Origin of the sequence: Streptomyces sp. AA4, from assembly GCF_000158875.1 — a bacterium.
Taxonomy (GTDB): domain Bacteria; phylum Actinomycetota; class Actinomycetes; order Mycobacteriales; family Pseudonocardiaceae; genus Amycolatopsis.
Genome location: NZ_GG657746.1, coordinates 237641 through 257323 on the forward strand (window position 1 = coordinate 237641; position 19683 = coordinate 257323).

Annotated in this window: 21 protein-coding genes; 15 read left to right on the plus strand and 6 right to left on the minus strand. The window is 69.9% G+C overall.

Going from position 1 to position 19683, the window contains the following annotated elements; genetic code table 11:
* Window positions 1–31 precede the first annotated feature (31 nt).
* The 4 genes from SSMG_RS01150 to SSMG_RS01165 are packed head-to-tail and all read left to right on the plus strand — an operon-like array spanning window position 32 to window position 3702.
* Complete coding sequence (locus SSMG_RS01150; protein ID WP_009071986.1) at window positions 32–1282, plus strand: efflux RND transporter periplasmic adaptor subunit; 1251 nt, start codon at window positions 32–34, stop codon at window positions 1280–1282.
* The gene (locus SSMG_RS01155) at window positions 1279–1977 is read left to right on the plus strand and encodes an ABC transporter ATP-binding protein (protein ID WP_009071988.1); all 699 of its coding nucleotides are present in this window, start codon (window positions 1279–1281) and stop codon (window positions 1975–1977) included. The genes SSMG_RS01150 and SSMG_RS01155 overlap by 4 nt, the downstream gene beginning before the upstream one ends.
* A complete protein-coding gene (locus SSMG_RS01160) occupies window positions 1974–3176 on the plus strand; it encodes an ABC transporter permease (protein ID WP_009071990.1) in 1203 nt (400 codons plus the stop codon). The genes SSMG_RS01155 and SSMG_RS01160 overlap by 4 nt, the downstream gene beginning before the upstream one ends.
* A 7-nt stretch (window positions 3177–3183) precedes the next feature.
* Window positions 3184–3702: a DUF5666 domain-containing protein gene (locus SSMG_RS01165; RefSeq protein ID WP_009071992.1), complete on the plus strand. Its 519-nt coding sequence runs from the start codon at window positions 3184–3186 to the stop codon at window positions 3700–3702.
* Here the strand turns inward: SSMG_RS01165 and SSMG_RS01170 are convergent.
* On the minus strand, window positions 3699–4184 hold the full coding sequence (locus SSMG_RS01170; RefSeq protein ID WP_199785747.1) for a TspO/MBR family protein: 486 nt from the start codon (window positions 4182–4184) through the stop codon (window positions 3699–3701). The genes SSMG_RS01165 and SSMG_RS01170 overlap by 4 nt on opposite strands.
* 130 nt (window positions 4185–4314) lie before the next feature.
* Between SSMG_RS01170 and hemL the strand changes: the two genes are divergently transcribed.
* The 7 genes from hemL to SSMG_RS01205 all read left to right on the plus strand — a co-directional run bounded on the left by hemL (window position 4315) and on the right by SSMG_RS01205 (window position 11749).
* Complete coding sequence (gene hemL / locus SSMG_RS01175; RefSeq protein ID WP_009071995.1) at window positions 4315–5619, plus strand: glutamate-1-semialdehyde 2,1-aminomutase; 1305 nt, start codon at window positions 4315–4317, stop codon at window positions 5617–5619.
* Window positions 5616–6242 (plus strand): histidine phosphatase family protein, encoded by a 627-nt coding sequence (locus SSMG_RS01180; protein WP_009071997.1) that lies wholly within the window; start codon window positions 5616–5618, stop codon window positions 6240–6242. Before hemL ends, SSMG_RS01180 begins: the two co-directional genes overlap by 4 nt.
* The gene (locus tag SSMG_RS01185) at window positions 6239–6820 is read left to right on the plus strand and encodes a TlpA disulfide reductase family protein (protein WP_009071999.1); all 582 of its coding nucleotides are present in this window, start codon (window positions 6239–6241) and stop codon (window positions 6818–6820) included. Before SSMG_RS01180 ends, SSMG_RS01185 begins: the two co-directional genes overlap by 4 nt.
* Window positions 6821–7021: 201 nt before the next feature.
* On the plus strand, window positions 7022–7795 hold the full coding sequence (locus SSMG_RS01190) for a cytochrome c biogenesis CcdA family protein (RefSeq protein ID WP_009072001.1): 774 nt from the start codon (window positions 7022–7024) through the stop codon (window positions 7793–7795).
* Window positions 7792–9396, plus strand: a complete 1605-nt coding sequence (locus SSMG_RS01195) for a cytochrome c biogenesis protein ResB (protein WP_037712184.1) — start codon at window positions 7792–7794, stop codon at window positions 9394–9396. Before SSMG_RS01190 ends, SSMG_RS01195 begins: the two co-directional genes overlap by 4 nt.
* Before the next feature lie 3 nt (window positions 9397–9399).
* Complete coding sequence (ccsB, locus tag SSMG_RS01200; RefSeq protein ID WP_009072004.1) at window positions 9400–10392, plus strand: c-type cytochrome biogenesis protein CcsB; 993 nt, start codon at window positions 9400–9402, stop codon at window positions 10390–10392.
* Window positions 10393–10477: 85 nt separating this feature from the next.
* Window positions 10478–11749 carry a MinD/ParA family protein gene (locus tag SSMG_RS01205; RefSeq protein WP_037712186.1) on the plus strand — a complete coding sequence of 424 codons (1272 nt, stop codon included), beginning with the start codon at window positions 10478–10480 and terminating at the stop codon, window positions 11747–11749.
* Window positions 11750–11890: 141 nt separating this feature from the next.
* Here SSMG_RS01205 and SSMG_RS01210 read toward each other — a convergent pair whose 3' ends face one another.
* Window positions 11891–12076: a hypothetical protein gene (locus SSMG_RS01210; RefSeq protein ID WP_009072008.1), complete on the minus strand. Its 186-nt coding sequence runs from the start codon at window positions 12074–12076 to the stop codon at window positions 11891–11893.
* Between the two features lie 297 nt (window positions 12077–12373).
* Complete coding sequence (locus SSMG_RS01215; protein ID WP_009072010.1) at window positions 12374–12586, minus strand: BldC family transcriptional regulator; 213 nt, start codon at window positions 12584–12586, stop codon at window positions 12374–12376.
* Between the two features lie 362 nt (window positions 12587–12948).
* Between SSMG_RS01215 and SSMG_RS01220 the strand changes: the two genes are divergently transcribed.
* Genes SSMG_RS01220 through SSMG_RS01230 form a run of 3 tightly spaced genes read left to right on the plus strand, consistent with a single transcriptional unit; the run spans window position 12949 to window position 14797 of the window.
* Window positions 12949–13422, plus strand: a complete 474-nt coding sequence (locus SSMG_RS01220; protein ID WP_009072012.1) for an Lrp/AsnC family transcriptional regulator — start codon at window positions 12949–12951, stop codon at window positions 13420–13422.
* 11 nt (window positions 13423–13433) lie between these two features.
* Window positions 13434–13724 (plus strand): DUF4229 domain-containing protein, encoded by a 291-nt coding sequence (locus tag SSMG_RS01225; RefSeq protein ID WP_009072014.1) that lies wholly within the window; start codon window positions 13434–13436, stop codon window positions 13722–13724.
* Entirely contained in the window at window positions 13721–14797 is a 1077-nt protein-coding gene (locus SSMG_RS01230) for a PLP-dependent cysteine synthase family protein (protein ID WP_009072016.1), read from the plus strand. The genes SSMG_RS01225 and SSMG_RS01230 overlap by 4 nt, the downstream gene beginning before the upstream one ends.
* Window positions 14798–14850: 53 nt before the next feature.
* On the opposite strand, the gene SSMG_RS01235 is transcribed toward SSMG_RS01230, so the two are convergent.
* From SSMG_RS01235 to SSMG_RS01245, 3 genes are all read right to left on the minus strand, one after another.
* Complete coding sequence (locus tag SSMG_RS01235) at window positions 14851–15720, minus strand: 1,4-dihydroxy-2-naphthoate polyprenyltransferase (protein WP_037712188.1); 870 nt, start codon at window positions 15718–15720, stop codon at window positions 14851–14853.
* Between the two features lie 97 nt (window positions 15721–15817).
* Entirely contained in the window at window positions 15818–16954 is a 1137-nt protein-coding gene (menE, locus tag SSMG_RS01240) for an o-succinylbenzoate--CoA ligase (protein WP_009072020.1), read from the minus strand.
* Between the two features lie 15 nt (window positions 16955–16969).
* On the minus strand, window positions 16970–17893 hold the full coding sequence (locus tag SSMG_RS01245) for a 1,4-dihydroxy-2-naphthoyl-CoA synthase (RefSeq protein WP_009072022.1): 924 nt from the start codon (window positions 17891–17893) through the stop codon (window positions 16970–16972).
* A gap of 93 nt (window positions 17894–17986) precedes the next feature.
* Here SSMG_RS01245 and menD point away from each other — a divergent pair, with 93 nt between their 5' ends.
* Window positions 17987–19663 carry a 2-succinyl-5-enolpyruvyl-6-hydroxy-3-cyclohexene-1-carboxylic-acid synthase gene (gene menD, locus SSMG_RS01250; protein ID WP_009072024.1) on the plus strand — a complete coding sequence of 559 codons (1677 nt, stop codon included), beginning with the start codon at window positions 17987–17989 and terminating at the stop codon, window positions 19661–19663.
* Window positions 19664–19683: the final 20 nt, after the last annotated feature.

Genomic DNA, 19683 nt, shown 5'->3' on the forward strand with positions numbered 1-19683 from the left:
ACTGCTAACCAGGCCCCGCAGTCTTGCGCCCATGACGCGGCTGCGCACACGAACCTGGGTGATCAACGGAGTCCTTGTCGTGCTGCTCGGCGGCGCGGCTTTCGGGATTTATCAGGCCTTTTCCCCGAGCAGTTCCACCGCGCAGGCGCAAACCCGCACGACGCCGGTCCGGCGCGCGAACGTTTCCCAGACCGTTTCGGCGGCGGGCACGATCGCGAGCACGTACACCGGCGTCGCGAACTTCACGACGTCCGGCAAGGTTACGAGCATCGACGTGAAGGTCGGCGACGTCGTGAGCGCCGGGCAGAAGCTCGCCACGATCGACTCTTCCCAGGCCAGCAAACAACTTCAGGTCGCGAAGGCCAACCTCGCGGTCGCCGAGGACAACCTGACGACGGCGGAGGACAACCCGCCCGCGAACCAGACCGCGGCCCAGGCGCAGAGCAGCACCGCGTCGCTCCAGGCCAAAGTGGATCAAGCGCAGCTGGACGTCGACAACGCGGAAACGGCGCTCGCCGCGACCACGTTGACCGCGCCGGGCGCAGGCACGGTTACCGCGATTAACGGGACAGTCGGGCAGCAAACGGGCAGCGGTTCCAGCAACAGTTCGGCGGGCGCGTCCTCGGCCAATTCCGGATCCGGTTCCGGCGGTCAGTCCGGACAGCAGTCGTCGTCCAGCAGCAGTAGCAGCACGGGCTTTATCGACATCACCGACATGGGCAGTCTCGTCGTCAATACCTCGGTGGCGGAAATTGACGTGAGCAAGGTCAAAACCGGTCAGAAAGCCACGGTCACGCTGAACGCGACGCCGGATCAACCGTTGCAGGCGACCGTTTCCAGCATTGACCTCACGCCGACCACGAGCAGCAATGTCGTCAGTTACGGCGCGAAGCTGGCGTTGACGAATCCGCCGACGGGACTGCGTCCCGGACAGTCGGCGAGCGTCGTCATCACGGTCGCGGAAGCCGATGGCGTGCTGAGCGTTCCGGCCGCGGCCGTCCGAACCAGCGGAACGACGAACGTGGTCACCGTGGAGCAGAACGGACAGCAGGTTTCGCGGCAGGTCGAGGTCGGCGTGCGCGGAGAGTCCACTGTGGAGATCAAGTCCGGGCTCAACGAAGGCGACAGCGTGGTGCTCACCGCCGCGTCGCCGACGACGTCGAGCGGATCCAACGGGCAGCAGCGGTCCGGCGGCACCGGCGGTCTGGGCGGGTTCGGCGGCCAGCAAGGCGGATTCGGCGGCGGACGCCAGGGCGGCATCGGCGGCGGGGGCCGGGGATGAAGCCGGTGATCGCGGTCTCCGGACTGCGCAAGACCTACGGCAGCGGGGAAACGGCGGTGCACGCGCTGCGCGGGGTCGACCTGCAGGTGTGGCCGGGCGAGTACGTGGCGATCATGGGCGCGTCCGGCTCCGGGAAATCGACCCTGCTGAACATGCTCGGCTGCCTCGACACGCCGACCTCCGGCCGGTACCTGCTGGACGGATTCTCGGTCGCCGATCTCAATGAACGTCAGCTTGCCTTGCTGCGCAACCGAAAGATCGGCTTCATTTTCCAGTCGTTCAACCTCGTGCCCCGCACCAGCGCGTTGTCCAATGTGGAATTGCCGCTGGTCTACAGCGGACTCAAGCGCGGGGAGCGCCGCCGGCGCGCGCTGGCCGCGCTGGAGATGGTCGGGCTGACCGATCGGGCCAAGCACCTGCCGAACGAACTGTCCGGCGGACAGCAGCAGCGCGTCGCGGTAGCGCGGGCACTCGTGGGCGGACCGGCGTTGCTGCTCGCCGACGAACCGACCGGAAACCTCGACCACGCAAGCACTGTCGACGTCCTCGGCGTCTTCGACCGGCTCAACGCACTCGGCCGCACGGTCGTGGTGATCACGCACGAGGACGAGGTCGCACAGCACGCGCACCGTGTCGTGCGGGTCAGCGACGGGCGGATCGTGTCCGACGAGGCGCGCACCGGGGTGGTCGCGTGAACTTCGTCGAGATCATGCGGTTCGCGGTGCGCGGACTCGCCTCGAACAAACTGCGTTCGGTGCTCACCACGCTCGGCATCACCATCGGCGTCGCATCGGTGATCTTGTTGGTGGCAGTGGGAAACGGGGCTTCGGCGGCGATCACCGCGAGCATCCAGGGGCTCGGCACCGACGTGGTCAACGTGACGCCGCTCCGCGGTGGCGGGCAGACCAGCCAGGTCCGGCCGCTCACCGTGCAGGACGCGCACGCGCTGGTCGACCCGGTGGGCGCGCCGGACGTCAAGGCGGCGGCTCCGGTGGTGAACACCAGCGGGACCGCGACGTACGGGCAGACCTCCTACGACGTGTCGAGCGTCGTGGGCACCGAACCCAGCTACTTCACCACCACGAACCGCCAGATCGCCGACGGTCAGCTGTTCAGCGCCGAGGACGTGACGCAGGCGCGCAAGGTCGTGGTGCTCGGGCCGACGACCGCCCAGTCGATCTTCGGCGCGAGCGAACCGGTCGGCAAGAACGTGCTGATCAACAGCATCCAGTTCACCGTGATCGGCGTGCTGCAGACGAAGGGCAGCACCGGGCTGCAGAACGCCGACGACGTCGCGATCGCCCCGATCAGCGCGGTGCAGAACTCGCTCGCCGGCTACGGCGGGCTGAACCAGATCGCCGTGCAGGCGGCCAACGCCGATTCGATCGGGCTCGCCCAAGCCGAGGTCACCGCGATCCTCGACGCCCGGCACGGCATTCCGGCCTCGGCCAATCCGGACTTCCAGATCCAGAACTCCGCGCAGCTGCTGCAGACCCGCACGTCGGCGATCCAGACGTTCACCGTGCTGCTCGGCGCGGTCGCGGCGATCTCGCTGCTGGTCGGCGGGATCGGCGTCACGAACATCATGCTCGTCACGGTCACCGAGCGGATCCGCGAAATCGGCATCCGCAAGGCGATCGGCGCGCCGCGCTCGGCGATCCTCGGCCAGTTCCTCGCCGAGGCGACCATGCTGAGCCTGTTCGGCGGACTGCTCGGCGTGCTGATCGGCGTGGTCGGCAGCCGGTTCGCCGTCGCGGGCATCCAGCCGGTCGTGGTGCCGTCGTCGATCGCGCTCGCGTTCGCGGTGTCCGCGCTGATCGGGCTTTTCTTCGGCAGTTTCCCGGCGAACCGGGCTTCGCGGCTGCGGCCGATCGACGCCCTCCGGCACGAGTAGGAGCGTCATGTCCGCGTCGACCACCCAGCCCATTCCGACCCCGCCGGAGGAGCCCGCCCGTCCGGAAGAGCTCATCGCCGAACCCGCCGTCCAGGGCGATCTCACCGCCGAGCTGAAGCAGGTCGCGCGGCCGTTCGGCAAGCCGACGCTCGTGCTCGCCGGGCTGCTCGTGCTGGCGCTCGCGTTCGCCGGCGGCGCGTGGACGCACGCGGCGTTCGGCCCGTCGAGCAGTACTTCCAACGCCCGTTCTGCTTCCCCGGACGGACAACCGGGATTCGGCGGCCGAACGGCGGGCGGCCGCGGGACGGTCGGGACCGTGGAGAAGGTGGACGGCAGCACGGTCACGCTGAAGACCGTGCAGGGCAGCGAAGTCACCGTGTCCACTTCGGACAGTACGACGGTCGGCGTGACCCAGCCGGGCAAGCTCAGCGACCTCAAACCGGGACAGACGGTGACCGTCCAGGGCCGCACCGGATCGGACGGTTCGGTGGCCGCGCAGGCGATCGTGGCGCAGCCGGGCCGTTAGGGCACGTCGTTGAGCGCGATGATCGCGACGTTCAGCGCGGTCGTGTAGAGCAGCCACGCCAGATACGGCACGAGCAGCAGCGCGGCGACGCGGGACCGGCGGTAGAAGAGCGCGATCGTGACGATGACGGTGAAATCGAGCAGCACGATGTCCACGCACGCGACCTGCGTGGAGCCGCCCGCGAAGAACAGCGAGATCCACATCAGGTTGAACAGCAGGCCGATGCCGTACGCGGCGAAGCCCTGGTTCTCGCCGTCGGTGCGCCAATAAGTCCAGCCGGCGACGGCGAGCACGAGGTACAGGACCGTCCACACCGGACTGAACAGGGACGAGGGCGGGGCCCACTCGGGCAGCACGTACCGGCTGTAGGCATCCGGCGCGGTCGTCGCGGCCAGCGCTCCGACCAGCGCGATGACGCCGACCAGCCCGACGAACACCGCGAGCATCAGCCACGGATTCCGCCGATGTGTGGGCGCCGTCACGTTTCCTCCATGGCTCGCCCCGTCCATGCGCGCCCATCTTAGGAGCGGCGCGGCCGATGTGCCGGGTGGCAAACGGGTGGCAGCTTGGGCGCCGCCGACACCCGAACGGAGGATTTGCAAGACTGGGACGGTGAGCACTGGCACCGAGCAGTCCAAAGCATGGTTCGCACGCGCCAAGGCAGCCGTTCCGGGCGGGGTGAACTCGCCGGTGCGCGCCTTCAACTCGGTCGGCGGCACGCCGCGGTTCATGGTCCGCGGCGAGGGCCCGTATCTGTGGGACGCCGACGGCAACCGCTACGTCGACCTGGTCTCCTCGTGGGGCCCGATGATCCTCGGGCACGCGCATCCCAAGGTCGTGGCCGCCGCCCGCGCGGCCGCCGAGCACGGGCTTTCCTTCGGCACGCCGACGATCGGCGAGGTCGAACTGGCCGAGGAGATCATCGGCCGGGTCGGTCCGGTCGAGCAGGTCCGGCTGGTCAACTCCGGCACCGAAGCGACGATGAGCGCCATCCGGCTGGCTCGCGGATTCACCGGTCGCGCCAAAATCGTCAAGTTCGCCGGCTGCTACCACGGCCACGTCGACGCGCTGCTCGCCGAAGCCGGTTCCGGGGTCGCGACGCTCGGCCTGCCGACTTCGCCGGGCGTCACCGGCGCGCAGGCCGCGGACACGATTGTCTTGCCGTACAACGATCTTGACGCGCTCCGGAAGTCTTTCGCGGAGAACGAGGGCCAGATCGCCGCGGTGATCACCGAAGCGGCTGCGGGCAACATGGGTGCGGTGCCGCCGGATCCCGGCTTCAACGCCGCGCTGCGGGACCTCGCGCACGAAAACGGCGCGCTGCTGATCATGGACGAGGTGATGACCGGCTTCCGCGTTTCGCGATCCGGCTGGTTCGGCCTCGAAGGCGTGGCTGGAGACCTGTACACGTTCGGCAAGGTGATGTCCGGCGGGCTGCCCGCCGCGGCGTTCGGCGGGCGCGCGGACATCATGGCGAAGCTCGCGCCCGGCGGTCCCGTCTACCAGGCGGGCACGCTGTCCGGTAACCCGGTGGCGGTCGCCGCGGGGCTTACCGCGCTGCGCGAAGCCGACGACGCTGTGTACGCGAAGCTCGACGCCAACGCGAAGCGTCTCGGCGGGCTTTTCGACAAGGCGCTCAGCGAAGCAGGTGTCACGCACACTGTGCAGTTCGCGGGCAACCTGGTGAGCGTTTTCTTCACCGACAAGCCCGTACGCAACTACGCGGACGCGCAGGCCACCGAGACGTGGCGCTTCCCGGCGTTCTTCCACGCGCTGCTCGAAGCGGGCGTCTACCCGCCGCCGAGCGCGTACGAAGCGTGGTTCGTGAACGCGGCGATGGACGACGAAGCGTTCGCCGTCATCGAAGCCGCGTTGCCCGCAGCAGCGCGCGCGGCGGCTGAGGCGGTTCGCCCATGACCACCGTTGTGCACATGCTGCGGCACGGTGAAGTCCACAACCCGGAGAAGATCCTCTACGGGCGGCTGCCGAACTTCCGGCTGTCGGAGCGCGGGCAGCGTCAGGCGCTCACCGTCGCCGAAGCGGTGGCTGGGCACGACCTCGCGTACGTCGTCGCTTCGCCGCTTCAGCGCGCGCAAGAGACCGCGGCGCCTATCGCGGGCGCGCACCGTCTCGACATCGCTACGGACGAAGGTCTCATCGAAGCGGCGAACGTCTTCGAGGGCCAGCGCGTGGCCGTGGGCGACGGTGCGCTGCGGCAGCCGAAAGCGTGGCCGCACCTGGTGAACCCGTTCAAGCCGTCGTGGGGCGAGCCGTACGTCGAGATCGCGCACCGCATGCTCGGCGCGGTCCACCGTGCGCGCGTAAAGGCCGAAGGACGCGAAGCGCTGTGCGTCTCGCACCAGCTGCCGATCTGGACGCTTCGCCGGTTCCTCGAAGCGAAGCGGCTGTGGCACGACCCGCGGCAGCGACAGTGCTCGCTGGCGTCGCTCACCAGTCTCGTGTTCGACGGCGAAGAGCTGCTGGAGATCGTCTACAGCGAACCCGCGGGCACCACCGACCCCAAGGTGACCGGCGCATGAAACGGCGGCTGCTCGGGGTGCTGACGGCCGCCGCGCTGGTCGTGACGGGCTGCTCGACCGGCAAGGACGCGGTCGTCTCGGGCGGCACCTTCACCTTCGTCTCGCCCGGCGGCAAGGTCGACATCACGTATCCGGTGAACGAGCGCCAGAAGGCTCCGACGCTGGCCGGCGACGACCTGATGCACGAGGGCAAACAGCTCTCGATCGAGGACTTCCCGGGCAAGGCGCTGGTGATCAACCTGTGGGGCCAGTGGTGCGGCCCGTGCCGCGCCGAAGCTCCCGAGCTGGAGACGGCGAGCAAGCAGATCGCCCCGCTCGGCGCCCAGGTGATCGGGCTCGACGTCCGCGACCCGGCCCGCCAGGTGGCCCAGGACTTCGTGCGCGACCGCGGCCTGACCTACCCGTCGATCTGGGACCCGTCCGGACGCGTGCTGCTGCAGCTGGCCGGATACCCGCGCAACATCATCCCGTCGACGCTGGTGCTGGACAAGCAGCATCGCGTGGCGGCGGTGTTCCTGCGGCAGGTGCTGGCTTCCGACCTGGTTCCGGTGGTGCAGCGGCTCAGCGCGGAGAAGTAGCCTGGCCGCGCTTCGCCCCGCTGCCGAGTCCGTGAGGGCCACCTTCACGGACTCTGAGTCCCTCAGGGTTCCCCTCACGGACCGCCCAGCTGCCCCGCGCGTCCACAGCGGCGGGACCTAGGTCCCGGCCCCGCTGTGGCGTAGGTCCTGTGAGCGGGACCCGCCCGCCTCACGTCCAGCTCACTGCCTACTCTCAAGTGCGTGAACTCCGTGTCCGAGCTGGCGCTCTCCGGGCCGCTGCTGCTCGCCGCGGGTGTCGCGCTGGTGGCCGGGGCCATCTCGTTCGCGTCGCCGTGCGTCGTGCCGCTCGTGCCCGGGTACCTCGCCTACCTCGCGGCTCTCGTCGGCGCAGACGCCCCGGCGGTGCGCGACGGCGAGGAACGCAAGAAGGGCCGCTACGCCGTGCTCGGCGCGGCGGGGCTGTTCGTGCTCGGGTTCACCGTGGTGTTCGTCGCGACCATGGGCACGCTGGTCTGGCTCGCGAACACCTTGCTGGTCAACCAGGATCTGCTGCAGCGCGTCGGCGGCATCCTCACCATCCTCATGAGCCTGGTCTTCCTCGGCTGGATTCCCGGGCTGCAGCGCGAGGTCCGCTCGCACCACGTGCCCGGCGGCGGGCTGTGGGGCGCTCCGGTGCTCGGCGCGGTCTTCGGACTCGGCTGGACACCGTGCATCGGGCCGACGCTCTCGGCCGTCACCAGCCTCGCCAGCGCCACCGGCGGGGCCGCGGTCCGCGGGTACGTGCTGGTGCTCGTCTACTGCCTCGGTCTCGGCGTCCCGTTCCTGCTGATCGCGCTCGGCACCCGCTGGGCCGTGCGCGCCACCGACTGGCTCCGCCGCAACGGCCGCCGCGTGCAGATTTTCGGCGGGGCGCTGCTGATGGTGGTCGGCCTCCTGCTGGTCACCGGGCTCTGGGGAGACGTCATGGGCTGGCTCCGCAACTCCGTCGCCTCCGATCTCGAGCTGCCGTTGTGACCACTACCGAAGCGCCCCCGAAGAACCCTCAGCCGTACCGGCCGTCCGCGGCCAAGCAGTTCCTGGCTTTCCTGCGCAACACCTGGCGCGGCCTGACGTCCATGCGCACCGCGCTGGTGCTGCTGTTCCTGCTGGCGCTCGCCGCGCTGCCCGGCGCGCTGCTGCCGCAGCGGCGGCTGAACGCGCCGAAGGTCGACGAGTACATCAGCGCGCACGGCTGGTGGGGTTCGCTGCTCGACAAGCTGGAGTTCTACGACGTCTACTCCAGCGTCTGGTTCTCCGCGATCTACATCCTGCTGATGATCTCGCTGATCGGCTGTCTCACGCCGCGCAGCTTCGAGTACCTCAAGCAGATGCGGGCGAAGCCGGTGCTGACGCCGCGCAACCTCGCGCGCATGCCGCACCACCGGATCGCCCGCACCGCGCGTACGCCGGAGACGATCCGCGAGGACGTGCGCAAGCAGCTGTCCGGCTGGCGGCGCATCGAGCGCGAGGAAGAAGGCGGCGGATTCAGCGTCTCGGCCGAACGCGGCTACCTGCGCGAGACCGGCAACCTGCTCTTCCACTTCGGCATGCTCGGTCTGATCGTCTTCTTCGCCCTCGGCAAGCTCTACAGCTACGAGGGCCAGGTCATCGTGCAGGCCAACGGCGGCCAGTTCTGCAATTCGGGCATCTACAACTACGACTCGTTCGAGGCGGGCCTGCGGGTCGACGGCACCGACCTCGACCCGTTCTGCGTGAAGGTCAACGACTTCACCGCCCGCTACACCGCCACGAACCAGGCCGACTACTACCACTCGCACATCGAGTACCAGTCCGGCGCGGACCTGCAGACCGGCACGTGGAAGCCGTACGACCTCGAGGTCAACGAGCCGCTGCGCACCGTCGGCGACCGGGTTTACCTGCTGGGCAACGGTTATTCGCCGCAGTTCACGGTGACCTTCCCGAACGGCGAGAAGCGCACCCAGAACACCCAGTGGATGTTCAGCAACCCGGCGACGATGCTGTCCGAGGGCGCGACGAAGTTCGACCAGCCCGGCGTCACCGACGAGATCCAGCGGCGCACGAAGCAGCTCGCGATCACCGGCCTCTTCGCGCCGTCGTCGTTCATCCACGGCGGCGTGCTCACCTCGACCGCGCCGCAGCTGAACAACCCGATGGTCGCGGTCGACGTGCTGCGCGGCGACCTCGGTCTCGACGCGGGCCGCGGCCAGTCGGTGTTCTCGGTCGACCAGTCCCGCGTCCAGGACGGCAGGCTCAAGCGGGTCGCCCGCAAGAACCTCGCGGTCGGCCAGGAACTGACGCTCGACGACGGCACGAAGGTGCGGTTCGACGGCGTCAACAAATGGGTCAACCTGCAGATCTCGCACGATCCGACGCAGGGTTACGTGCTCGGCTTCGCGATCGTGATGTTCGCCGGACTCGGGGCGTCGTTGCTGGTCAAGCGGCGTCGCGTCTGGGTGCGGGTGCGGCCGGGCAAGGACGGGGGCGCGAGTACCGTGATCGAGGTGGCGGGGCTCGCGCGCACGGATCAAGCCGGATACGGCGAGGAATTCCAGCGGATCAGCGAACGGCTGGTCACGGGCCGGAAGGGCAGCTGAGGCATGGAAATCAACGAGAGTCTCTCGCAGTACAGCGACCTGCTGTACACGACGACAGTGGCGATTTACGTGCTGGCGCTGCTGTTCACGCTCTTCGAGCAGGCGTTCGGGGCCAAGGGCCGGCTCGCCGCCGAGCGCAGCCGCCAGCGCGTGCTGGTCGGCGCGGGCGGACCCGACGCCAACGACGCCAGCATCGAAGATGGCGACGCTCCGGTCGAGCCCGAAGCACCGCGTGCGGTCGGCCGCGCGGAGCGGATCGGCCGGATGGGCGCGGCGCTGCTCGTGCTGGGAGCCCTGCTGCAGCTGTCGGCGATCGTGCTGCGCGGACTCGCGGTGCACCGCGCGCCGTGGGGCAACATGTACGAGTACGGCATGGCGGTCACCTTCATCACCGTCGTCGCGTGGCTCGTGGTGATCAAGAAGTTCCCGGTCCGCCACCTCACCGGCTTCCTGCTGCTGCCCGTCGTGATCCTCATGTTCATCAACGGCACGATGCTGTACACGGTGGCCGCGCCGGTCGTGCCCGCGCTGCAGTCGTACTGGCTCGTGATCCACGTGTCCGCCGCGATCATCGGTTCCGGCGTGTTCCTGGTGCCGGGCGTGGCGAGCGTGCTGTACCTCTTCCGCACCGCGCACGACCGCAACCCGGCCAAGTTCGCCGGCTTCGGCCCGAAGCTGCCCGCCGCCGACGTGCTCGACCGCATCGCCTACCGGGCCACGATCGTGGCGTTCCCGATCTTCACCTTCGGCGTGCTGTGCGGCGCGGTGTGGGCCGAGGCGGCGTGGGGCCGGTTCTGGGGCTGGGACCCGAAGGAGACCGTCGCGTTCATCGCGTGGGTCGTTTACGCGGCGTACCTGCACTCGCGGGCCACCGCGGGCTGGCGCGGGACGCGGGCCGCGGTGATCAACATCGTCGGGTTCTCGGTGACGATCTTCAACCTGTTCTTCGTCAACCTGGTGACCGCCGGACTGCATTCCTACGCCGGAGTGGGCTGAGCCGGGGGTCCACCGCCCGGACTGGGCCTCGGGCGACTACCGTCGTCGGCAGGGGCCCTTCGACGTACCCGGGAGGTTGGCAACGGTGACCGGACCCAGTGAAGAGACTGCCGGCGAACAGCAGTCCGAGCAGGCCCAGGAACCGGCTGCCATGTTCTCCGAGGAACGCACCGACTCGACGCCGCACCCCGGCACCGGGCCGTACGACGCGCAGCCGACGCAGGTCGTCGACCCGCCGCCGCCGGGGGCGTACCAGCCGCTGCCGCAGCCAGGCGGCTACCAGCCGCACTACGACCAGAACCTGCCGCCGTTGCAGCCGCCCGCGCAGCCGCACCAGCCGCAGCACGCCGCGCCGCCCGGGTACCAGCAGCCCGTGCCTCCGCCGGGCGTGCCGGGCGCTCCGGCCGCGGCCCAGGGGCTGCCGCAGCCCGCGTCCAGCGCGGACGAGCTGGCCACCGCGCACCTGGTGAAGCAGCAGAAGCGCACGCCGCAGTCCGGCTGGCGCAAGGCGGTGTACCTGGGCAGCGGCAAGCTGATCAACCCGGGGGAGAGCCCCGCGGACACGCGTCGGCGCGAGCTGATCGCGCGGGTCAACCAGCCGCTGCGCGGGTGCTACAAGATCGCGATGCTGAGCCTCAAGGGCGGCGTCGGCAAGACCACGACCACGACCACGCTCGGCGCGACCTTCGCGTCCCTGCGCGGCGACCGCGTGGTGGCGGTGGACGCGAACCCGGACCGCGGGACGCTGTCGCAGAAGATCGCCATCGAGACCACCGCGACCGTGCGGCACCTGCTGCGGGACGCGGACAAGATCACGCGCTACAGCGACGTCCGGTCGTACACGTCGCAGGGGTCGAGCCGCTTGGAAATCCTGGCCAGCGAACAGGATCCGGCGGTGTCGGAGGCGTTCTCCGAGAACGACTACCGGCGCACGGTGAACCTGCTGGAGCACTTCTACAACATCGTGCTCACCGACTGCGGCACCGGTTTGATGCACTCGGCGATGAAGGGCGTCCTCGACGTCGCCGACTCGCTGGTGGTCGTGTCCTCCGGTTCGGTCGACGGAGCCCGCAGCGCCTCGGCGACGCTGGACTGGCTCGAGGCACACGGCTACGGCGACCTGGTGAAACGCTCGGTCGTGGTGATCAACTCGGTGCGCCCGAAGGGCAGCTCGGTCGACCTGGACAAGCTGGCCGCGCACTTCGGCGCGAAGGTGCGTTCGGTGTGCCGGATCCCGTTCGACGCGCACCTGGAAGAGGGCGCGGAGATCGAGCTGGAGCGCCTTGGCGGGGACACTCGGCTAGCGCTGCTGGAACTGGCCGCGACCGTGGCGGACGGGTTCAACGGCAGGGCTTGATTGCCCCGGCTCCGCCGCGGCGCCGAGAAGCCGGTTTCTTCCCTCCCGATTCGCCCGGCCTGGGGGCCGGTCGAATCGCTCAGTCCAGAAACCGGCGCGATCTCGGGTGGTGGTTGCGGCGCCGGTGGCGAGCCTCGGGTCTCAGGACTCGGTGTCGTCCGGGCGGCGATTGCGCTGCTGTTCGGCGAGCTTGCGCAGGAATTCGGGATCGTCGTCAGGAGCGACGGCCGGGCGACGCTGCGGGACGCTGATCCGCTGTGCCCCCAGCGCCCGCCACAACAGAACGGCGATGGTGATCGCGCCCACCGCTGCGAGCAAAGGAATCATGCCCGGGGTCCTTCCGTGTTGATGGCGCCGACTCCGTCGTCGCGGCGAGATCGCCGGGGAGCCGGTTTCTTCCCTCCCGATTCGCCCGCCCTGGGGCCGGTAGAATCGCTCAGTCCAGAAACCGGCGCGATCTCGCGGCGTGGTCGCGGAGCGCGATCTCGCAGCGTGGTCGTGCGGCGTCCTCACGGAGCACTTTACGGGATTTGGCCCGGACGCGGCGAAGGGTCGTGACCGGCAAGCGATGCGGGAGGCACCCCTTGCCAGTCACGACCCTTCGGCGTATTCGAGACCCGCGGATCAGATCTTGCGGGTCGGTTCGCTCGCGTCCGTGGTGAGTTCGGCCAGAAGGTCGTTCACCTCGGACTCGCGGAACCTGCGGTGTCCGCCCGGCGTCCGGATCGAGCCGATCCGGCCCGCGGTGGCCCAGCGGGTCACGGTCTTCGGGTCCACCCGGAACAGAGCGGCCACCTCACCCGGGGTGAGCAACCGTCCGCCCATGGTTGCGGTCATTTTCCGCCTCCTTAACGCCCAACTTGCTATACCGGGGGCATCGGGCGATTTCGCCCGTCGCGCCCGGGTGGCCAACGCGGCAATCGTGGCACTTCACCCGTCGGGTACTCGAACGGTTGTCCTTGGGTAAAGAGCCCTTAAAGTGCAAAAGGGACATAACTCAGCAGATTCTCAGGATCGCTCAGAGCCCGTCCGCGCCCCGCTGACCAGGCATTTTCCGACCGGATGCAGCGAGATTCGGGTAAAGACCAAGCAAAGGCCGAGTCTGGGCGGCGTCCGGCGCCGAGGTTGCTGTGACGCAGGAGACAATCCGGGGCCTACCGGGATGAGCCGGTCGCGCGGACGCGCCGCATAATGAGCCGGTGGATCAGCTGGACCGGAAGATCATCGCCGAGCTGCGGGCCAACGGCCGGGCTACCTACGCCGACCTCGGCCGGACGGTGGGGCTCTCCGCGTCGTCGGTGCACGAACGCGTCGGGAAGCTCGAGGCGGCGGGCGTGATCACCGGGTACCACGCGATGGTCGACCCGAACACGGTCGGGCTCGGCGTCACCGCGCTGGTCGGCATCCACCCCACCGACACCGCCACCGACGAGGACGTCGCCGCTTCGCTCGGCGAGCTTCCCGAGGTGGAGAGCTGTTACGCGGTCGCGGGCGACGAGGCCTTCGTAGTAAAGGTGCGGGTTTCGACGGTCGACGAGCTGGAACTCACGCTCGGCAGGCTGCGCCGCATCCCGGGCGTCGGCCGCACCAACACGACGGTGGTGCTCTCCACCCGCTTCGAGGGCCGCCCCAACAACGCGGGCCTGGACGAAGACCCGGCGAGCGGGGCGTAGCCTGTTTCGGTGTGAGCGAGACACCGGACAATCTTCCCCGTGACCTGACGGTGTACTTGATCGCGCGGTTCGCGCTCGTCGCGGTGGTCGCGGTCGTGCTTTCGCTGGTCGGCGTGCCGCTGCTGGTCGCTTTGCTGATCGGGCTCGTCGTCGGCCTTCCGCTCGGCCTCCTGCTCCTGCGCGGCCTGAACCAGCGCGTGACCGCCGGCCTGGCCAAGCGCAACGAATCCCGCGCGCGTGCTCGTGCCCAGCTGCGGTCGCAGCTGCGCGGCGAGACCTCGGCCGACGATTCCGCGGCATGAGCAAACCGCACAGCCGCGCCTGGGTCCGCGAAGCAGTCCGGATCATCGAGGCCGACGCCAACCGCAGCGCCGACACTCACCTGCACGTCTTCCCGCTGCCGCCGGAATGGGGCATCGACCTTTACCTGAAGGACGAGTCGGTGCATCCGACCGGCTCGCTCAAGCACCGGCTCGCCCGCTCGCTGATCCTGTACGGCCTGGTCAACGGCCACATCGGCCCGGACACCGTGCTGGTCGAGGCGTCCAGCGGCTCGACGGCGGTGTCCGAGGCGTACTTCGCGCGGATGCTCGGCCTGCGGTTCGTGACCGTCGTGCCGCGGCGGACGAGCAAGGAAAAGATCGCGCTCATCGAGTTCTACGGCGGCGAATGCCACTACGTCGACGCGGCCCCGGCGATGTACCCGGAGGCCGAGCGGCTGGCCGCCGAGTGCAACGGGCATTACCTCGACCAGTTCACCTACGCCGAGCGCGCGACGGACTGGCGCGGCAACAACAACATCGCCGAATCGGTGTTCGCGCAGATGCGCGCCGAACGCCATCCGGTGCCGTCGTGGATCGTCGTCGGCGCGGGCACCGGCGGGACGAGCGCGACGTTCGGCCGCTACGTCCGGTACAAGCGGCACACCACGAAGATCTGCGTGGTGGACCCGGAAAACTCGTCGTTCTACGGCGCGTGGGAAACCGGCGCGCTGGACTACGCGACCGGAATGCCGTCGCGGATCGAAGGCATCGGACGGCCGCGCTGCGAACCGTCCTTCGTGCCCGGCGTGATCGACGAGATGTTCCAGGTGCCCGACGCCGGTTCCCTGGCCGCGATCCGTTTGCTGCGCGAACGGACCGGGCACTGGGCGGGCGGCTCGACCGGGACCAACCTGTACGGCGCGTTCCAGCTGATCTCGCGGATGCTGGCGGAAGGCCAGGCGGGTTCGGTGGTGACGCTGCTGTGCGACGGCGGCGAGCGGTACGCGAACACGTACTACTCCGACGAATGGCTCGCCGAGCAGGGGATCGACCTCGCGCCGTACCGCGCGCGGTTCGACGAGTTCCTGCTCACCGGCCGGTTCGACGCCTAGCTTCCTGGTAGCCCAGCGGAGTTCGTGGAGGGGCAGGCGATCGCGGTCGGCCGCTAGAGCGCCAGGGCGACGGCGCTCAGCACCGCCCACGCCAGCATCGCCATGCCGGTGTCGCGGAGGGCCGGGATCAGCTCCCGGCCCTTGCCGCCCCCGCCGACGGCCTTGATCGGCTTCAGCAGCAGCGGTGCGGTCACGAAGGTGATGAACAGCAGCGGGTGCCAGATGCCCATCAGCACGGTGAGCGCGTACGGCACCGTCACGAGGGTCAGGTACAGCTTTCGCGTGCCGCCGTCGCCCATGCGGGTCGCGAGGGTGCGCTTGCCGGACTCGATGTCGGTGGGGATGTCGCGCAGGTTGTTCGCGACCAGCACCGCCATCGAGAACGAGCCGACGGCCACTGCGCAGCCGAGAGCGTCCCAGCTGACGCGACCGGCCTGTACGTAGACCGTGCCGAGGACCCCGGCCAGGCCGAAGAACACGAAGACCGCCAGTTCGCCCAAACCGTAGTAGCCGTAAGGCTTTTTGCCGCCGGTGTAGAACCACGCGCCGAGGATGCACAGCGCGCCCATCGCGAGCAGCCACCAGTAACCGCTCAGTGCGACGAGCGTCAGGCCCAGCACTCCGGCGAGGCCGAGGGAGGCGAGGGCGGCGCGGAGCACGGCCTTCGGGTTCGCCGCGCCGGAGCCGACGAGACGCAGCGGGCCGACGCGGTGTTCGTCGGTGCCGCGGATGCCGTCGGAGTAGTCGTTGGCGAAGTTCACGCCGATGATCAGCGACAGCGCGACCAGCAAGGCGAGCAGCGAACGCCACCAGGAGAACGCGTCGAGCGCGATCGCCGCCCCGACGCCCGCCACGACCGGCGCGATCGCGTTCGGCAGCGTCCTCGGCCGAGCGCCTTCGATCCACTCACTGACTGTCGCCATGGGGTCCATTCAACGCCATGCGATCTTCACCCGTTCGGTGACCGGCCGCAAGCCGTGAAGGACTCCTTGAGGGAATCAGATTCCCTCAAGGAGTCCTTCACGGAACGAGCCGGGACCGCACTGCCTGGCGGTCGATCTTTCCGGGCCCGCGCAGGGGCAACTCGTCGGTGAACTCGATGCGTTTCGGCGTAGCAGCGGCCCCCAACTCCGCCCGGACGGCGGCGCGCAGCGTGGCCTCGTCCGCGGAGGCCACCACCATCGCGACCACCGCCTCGCCCCACTGTGGATCCGGAAGTCCGACGACGCACGCGTCCCGCACCCCGGGCTGCGCGCCGAGGAGGCGTTCGATCGCGGCGGCGGACACCTTGACCCCGCCGGTGTTGATGACGTCGTCCGCGCGTCCGAGCACCTCGACGCGGCCGTCCGGCAGCAGGCGGCCGCGGTCGGAGGTGCGGAAAGAGCCGTCGCGGAACGACTCCGCGGTCAGTTCCGGAGCGAGACGGTAGCCGTGCGAGAGGACCGGGCCGGAGATCCACAGGCGCTCGTCTGCGTCGGGCTCCACGCGGACGCCGTCGAGCGGGACGCCGTCGTAGACGCAGCCGCTGGCGGTCTCGCTCATCCCGTACGAGGGGACGATCCGCACGCCTTCCTCGGCCGCTTGCGCGCGCAGCTTCGGGGAGGTGGCGGCAGCGCCCAGGATGATGCCGTCGAACGCCTTCGCGGCGGCTAGGCCAGCGCCGCCGTCGTCGAGGAGCCGGACTAACTGGGTCGGCACGAGCGCGGTGTAGCGCGGGCCGTTCTCCGCCAGCACGGGTGCGGCCGCGGCGGCGAACTCGTCCGGACGGAAGCCGGTGCCGGTCAGGAACGCCGGTTTCGTGCCGGCCAGCCGCGCCCGGATCAGGACCTGCAGACCGCCGATGTAGTGCGCGGGCGTGGCGAGCAGCCAGTGTCCGGGGCCGCCGAGCCGGGCGTGCGTGGCCGTCGCGGACGCGGTCAGCGCCCGCGGCGACAGCAGCACGCCCTTCGGCGCCCCGGTGGACCCGGACGTGGCGATCACCACGGCGGTATCCGGCTCGACGGGCTGCGAGGGGGCCATCGCTTCGAGCAGCGCGGGGGCCGACGGGTCTGCGGAGTTCAGCGGAAGCACCGCCGGACCGCCGTCGAGGGCGGCCGCGAGGGCCGCGTCGAGGGCGTTCAGCGCGTCGGCGCTGCCGTCGAGCCACACCACGTGCACGAGGGACGACCTATCTCAGTAGTAGTACGGGTAGTCGGACCAGTCCGGGTCGCGCTTCTCCAGGAACGCGTCGCGGCCTTCGACGGCCTCGTCCTGCATGTACGCCAGCCGGGTGGTTTCTCCGGCGAACAGCTGCTGTCCGACGAGCCCGTCGTCGATCGCGTTGAACGCGTACTTCAGCATCCGCTGCGCGGTCGGCGACTTGCCGATGATCGTCCAGCCCCATTCGAGCGCGACCCGCTCCAGCTCGGCGTGCGGCACGACCTCGTTGACCGCGCCCATCCGGTGCATCTGCTCGGCCGTGTAATCCCGGCCGAGGAAGAAGATCTCGCGCGCGAATTTCTGCCCGACCTGCCGGGCGAGGCCCGCCGAACCGTAGCCCGCGTCGAACGAGCCGACGTCGGCGTCGGTCTGCTTGAACCGCGCGTGCTCGGCCGAGGCGAGGGTGAGATCGCACACGACGTGCAGCGAATGCCCGCCGCCCGCCGCCCAGCCGGGCACCACGGCGACCACGGGTTTCGGCATGAACCGGATCAAGCGCTGCACCTCGAGGATGTGCAGCCGGCCCGCCCGCGCCGGGTCGACCGTGTCCGAGGTCTCCCCGCTCGCGTACTGATACCCGGAGCGTCCGCGAATACGCTGGTCACCGCCGGAGCAGAACGCCCAGCCGCCGTCCTTCGGCGACGGGCCGTTCCCGGTGAGCAGGACGCACCCGACGTCCGCGCTCATCCGGGCGTGGTCGAGCGCCCGGTAGAGCTCGTCGACGGTGTGCGGGCGGAAGGCGTTGCGGACCTCCGGACGGTCGAAAGCGATCCGGACCACCCGTTTGCCGGAGCGGGCGTCTCGCGAACGGTGGTAGGTGATGTCGGTGAAGGAGAACCCTTCGACCTCGGACCAGGCGGCGGGGTCGAACAGCTCGGAAACTCGGGCGTCATCCACGTTTGGGAGAATAGGACCTGTGGACATGATCGCTGTGCCTGACGCCGCCCCCGGGGATAGCCCGTCGGACGGTGCGCTAACCGGGGCCTGCCGGTGAACCCGTCCACCGCGCAGGCCAGGGTCATCGTCGACGAACTCGTCCGCAACACGGTGTCGCACGTCGTGTTGTGTCCAGGATCTCGCAACGCGCCGCTGTCCATCGCGCTCTACGACGCCGCCGCTTCGGGACGCCTGCAGCTGCACGTCCGCATCGACGAGCGCGGCGCGGCGTTCCTCGCGCTCGGCATCGCGGCGCGCACCGGCCGTCCGGCGGCGGTGGTCTGCACCTCCGGGACCGCGGCGGCGAACTTCCACCCGGCCGTGCTGGAGGCCGACCGGGCGGGCGTGCCGCTGATCGTGCTCACCGCCGACCGTCCGCCGGAGCTGCGTTCCGCGGGCGCGAGCCAGGTGATCAACCAGTACGAGCTGTACGGCGACGCGGTCCGCTACTTCGACGAGCTGGCCGTCGCCGAACGCCGCGCCGGGCAGAACTCCTACTGGCGCAGCCAGATCTGCCGCGCGTGGAACGCCGCGTACGGCGAGTGGCGCTGCGGGCCGGTGCACCTGAACATCCCGTTCCGCGAGCCGCTCGTGCCGGATCTCGACGACGACGGCGAGTGGTACGAATCGCTCGAAGGCCGTCCGGACGGCGAACGCTGGACCGAACTGCCCGACTTCGGCGCGCTGCCGTCGTTCGTGGTGCCCTCGGCGCGGCACGGCCTGGTGATCGCGTGCGACACCGGCGCGCAGGCGGCCAGCGAATGGGCCGAACAGCACGGCTGGCCGGTGGTTTCGGAGACCGGCGGGCTCGGCCTGTCCGGCGCGACCGCGATGTCGTCCGGCGCGTGGCTGCTCGGCGTGGAGGAATTCATCTCGCGGCACCGTCCCGAGCAGGTGCTGTGCCTCGGCCGTCCGACGGTGTTCCGGCAGGTCCAGAAGGTGCTGTCGGACCCGGAGGTCGAGGTGCTGCTGGTGCGCCCGGATTCGGACTGGCCCGCGCCCGCGCACAACGTCCGCCAGGTCGGGCAGTGGTTCGCCGAACCGACGAAGCCCGCCGACCCGGAATGGCTGGCGAGCTGGCAGCGCGCGGACGCCGCGGCCAGCCAAGCGGTCGCGACGGCGCTGGCCGCCGAGCCGTGGCCGAGCGGCGTACGGGTGGCGACCGAGCTGGTCGACGCGTTGCCGGAAGGCGCGCTCTTGGTGGTCGGCTCCTCGAACCCGACGCGTGATGTGGCGCTGGCCGGACGGTTGCGTCCGGACGTCCTGGTGCACCGCAACCGCGGCGTCGCCGGGATCGACGGCACGGTGTCGACGGCCATCGGCGCGGCCACCGTGCACCGCGCGCCGTCGTACGCGCTGCTCGGCGATCTGACGTTCCTGCACGACGCGTCCGGCCTGCTGACCGGGCCCGCGGAGCAACTGCCGGACCTGACGATCGTGGTGCTGAACGATGACGGCGGCGGGATTTTCTCGCTGCTGGAACAGGGTGCGCCGGAACACTCGGCGAGCTTCGAGCGGGTCTTCGGCACCCCGCACGGCGCGGATTTGGGTGCGCTGTGCGCGGGCTACCGGGTGCCGCACGTCGTGGCCGAGACGGTCGAGGAGTTCCGCGCCGCGCTGCGACCCGCGCCGGGCCTGCGGGTCGTCGAGGTCCGGGTCGACCGGGCGCAGCACCGGAATCTCCACGCGCGGCTGAAGTCGGCGGTCGCGCAAGCGGTGGGGACGGTTTAACCGGCGGGGGGCCGGTGAAA

What these genes read in the sequence shown, in the direction of transcription:
- ccsB (WP_009072004.1), top strand. Translation starts at nt 9,400, where the DNA reads ATGGAAATCAACGAGAGTCTCTCGCAGTACAGCGACCTGCTGTACACG.
- SSMG_RS01215 (WP_009072010.1), bottom strand. Translation starts at nt 12,586, where the DNA reads ATGACCGCAACCATGGGCGGACGGTTGCTCACCCCGGGTGAGGTGGCC.
- SSMG_RS01185 (WP_009071999.1), top strand. Translation starts at nt 6,239, where the DNA reads ATGAAACGGCGGCTGCTCGGGGTGCTGACGGCCGCCGCGCTGGTCGTG.
- SSMG_RS01165 (WP_009071992.1), top strand. Translation starts at nt 3,184, where the DNA reads ATGTCCGCGTCGACCACCCAGCCCATTCCGACCCCGCCGGAGGAGCCC.
- SSMG_RS01150 (WP_009071986.1), top strand. Translation starts at nt 32, where the DNA reads ATGACGCGGCTGCGCACACGAACCTGGGTGATCAACGGAGTCCTTGTC.
- SSMG_RS01180 (WP_009071997.1), top strand. Translation starts at nt 5,616, where the DNA reads ATGACCACCGTTGTGCACATGCTGCGGCACGGTGAAGTCCACAACCCG.
- SSMG_RS01230 (WP_009072016.1), top strand. Translation starts at nt 13,721, where the DNA reads ATGAGCAAACCGCACAGCCGCGCCTGGGTCCGCGAAGCAGTCCGGATC.
- SSMG_RS01210 (WP_009072008.1), bottom strand. Translation starts at nt 12,076, where the DNA reads ATGATTCCTTTGCTCGCAGCGGTGGGCGCGATCACCATCGCCGTTCTG.
- SSMG_RS01155 (WP_009071988.1), top strand. Translation starts at nt 1,279, where the DNA reads ATGAAGCCGGTGATCGCGGTCTCCGGACTGCGCAAGACCTACGGCAGC.
- SSMG_RS01235 (WP_037712188.1), bottom strand. Translation starts at nt 15,720, where the DNA reads ATGGCGACAGTCAGTGAGTGGATCGAAGGCGCTCGGCCGAGGACGCTG.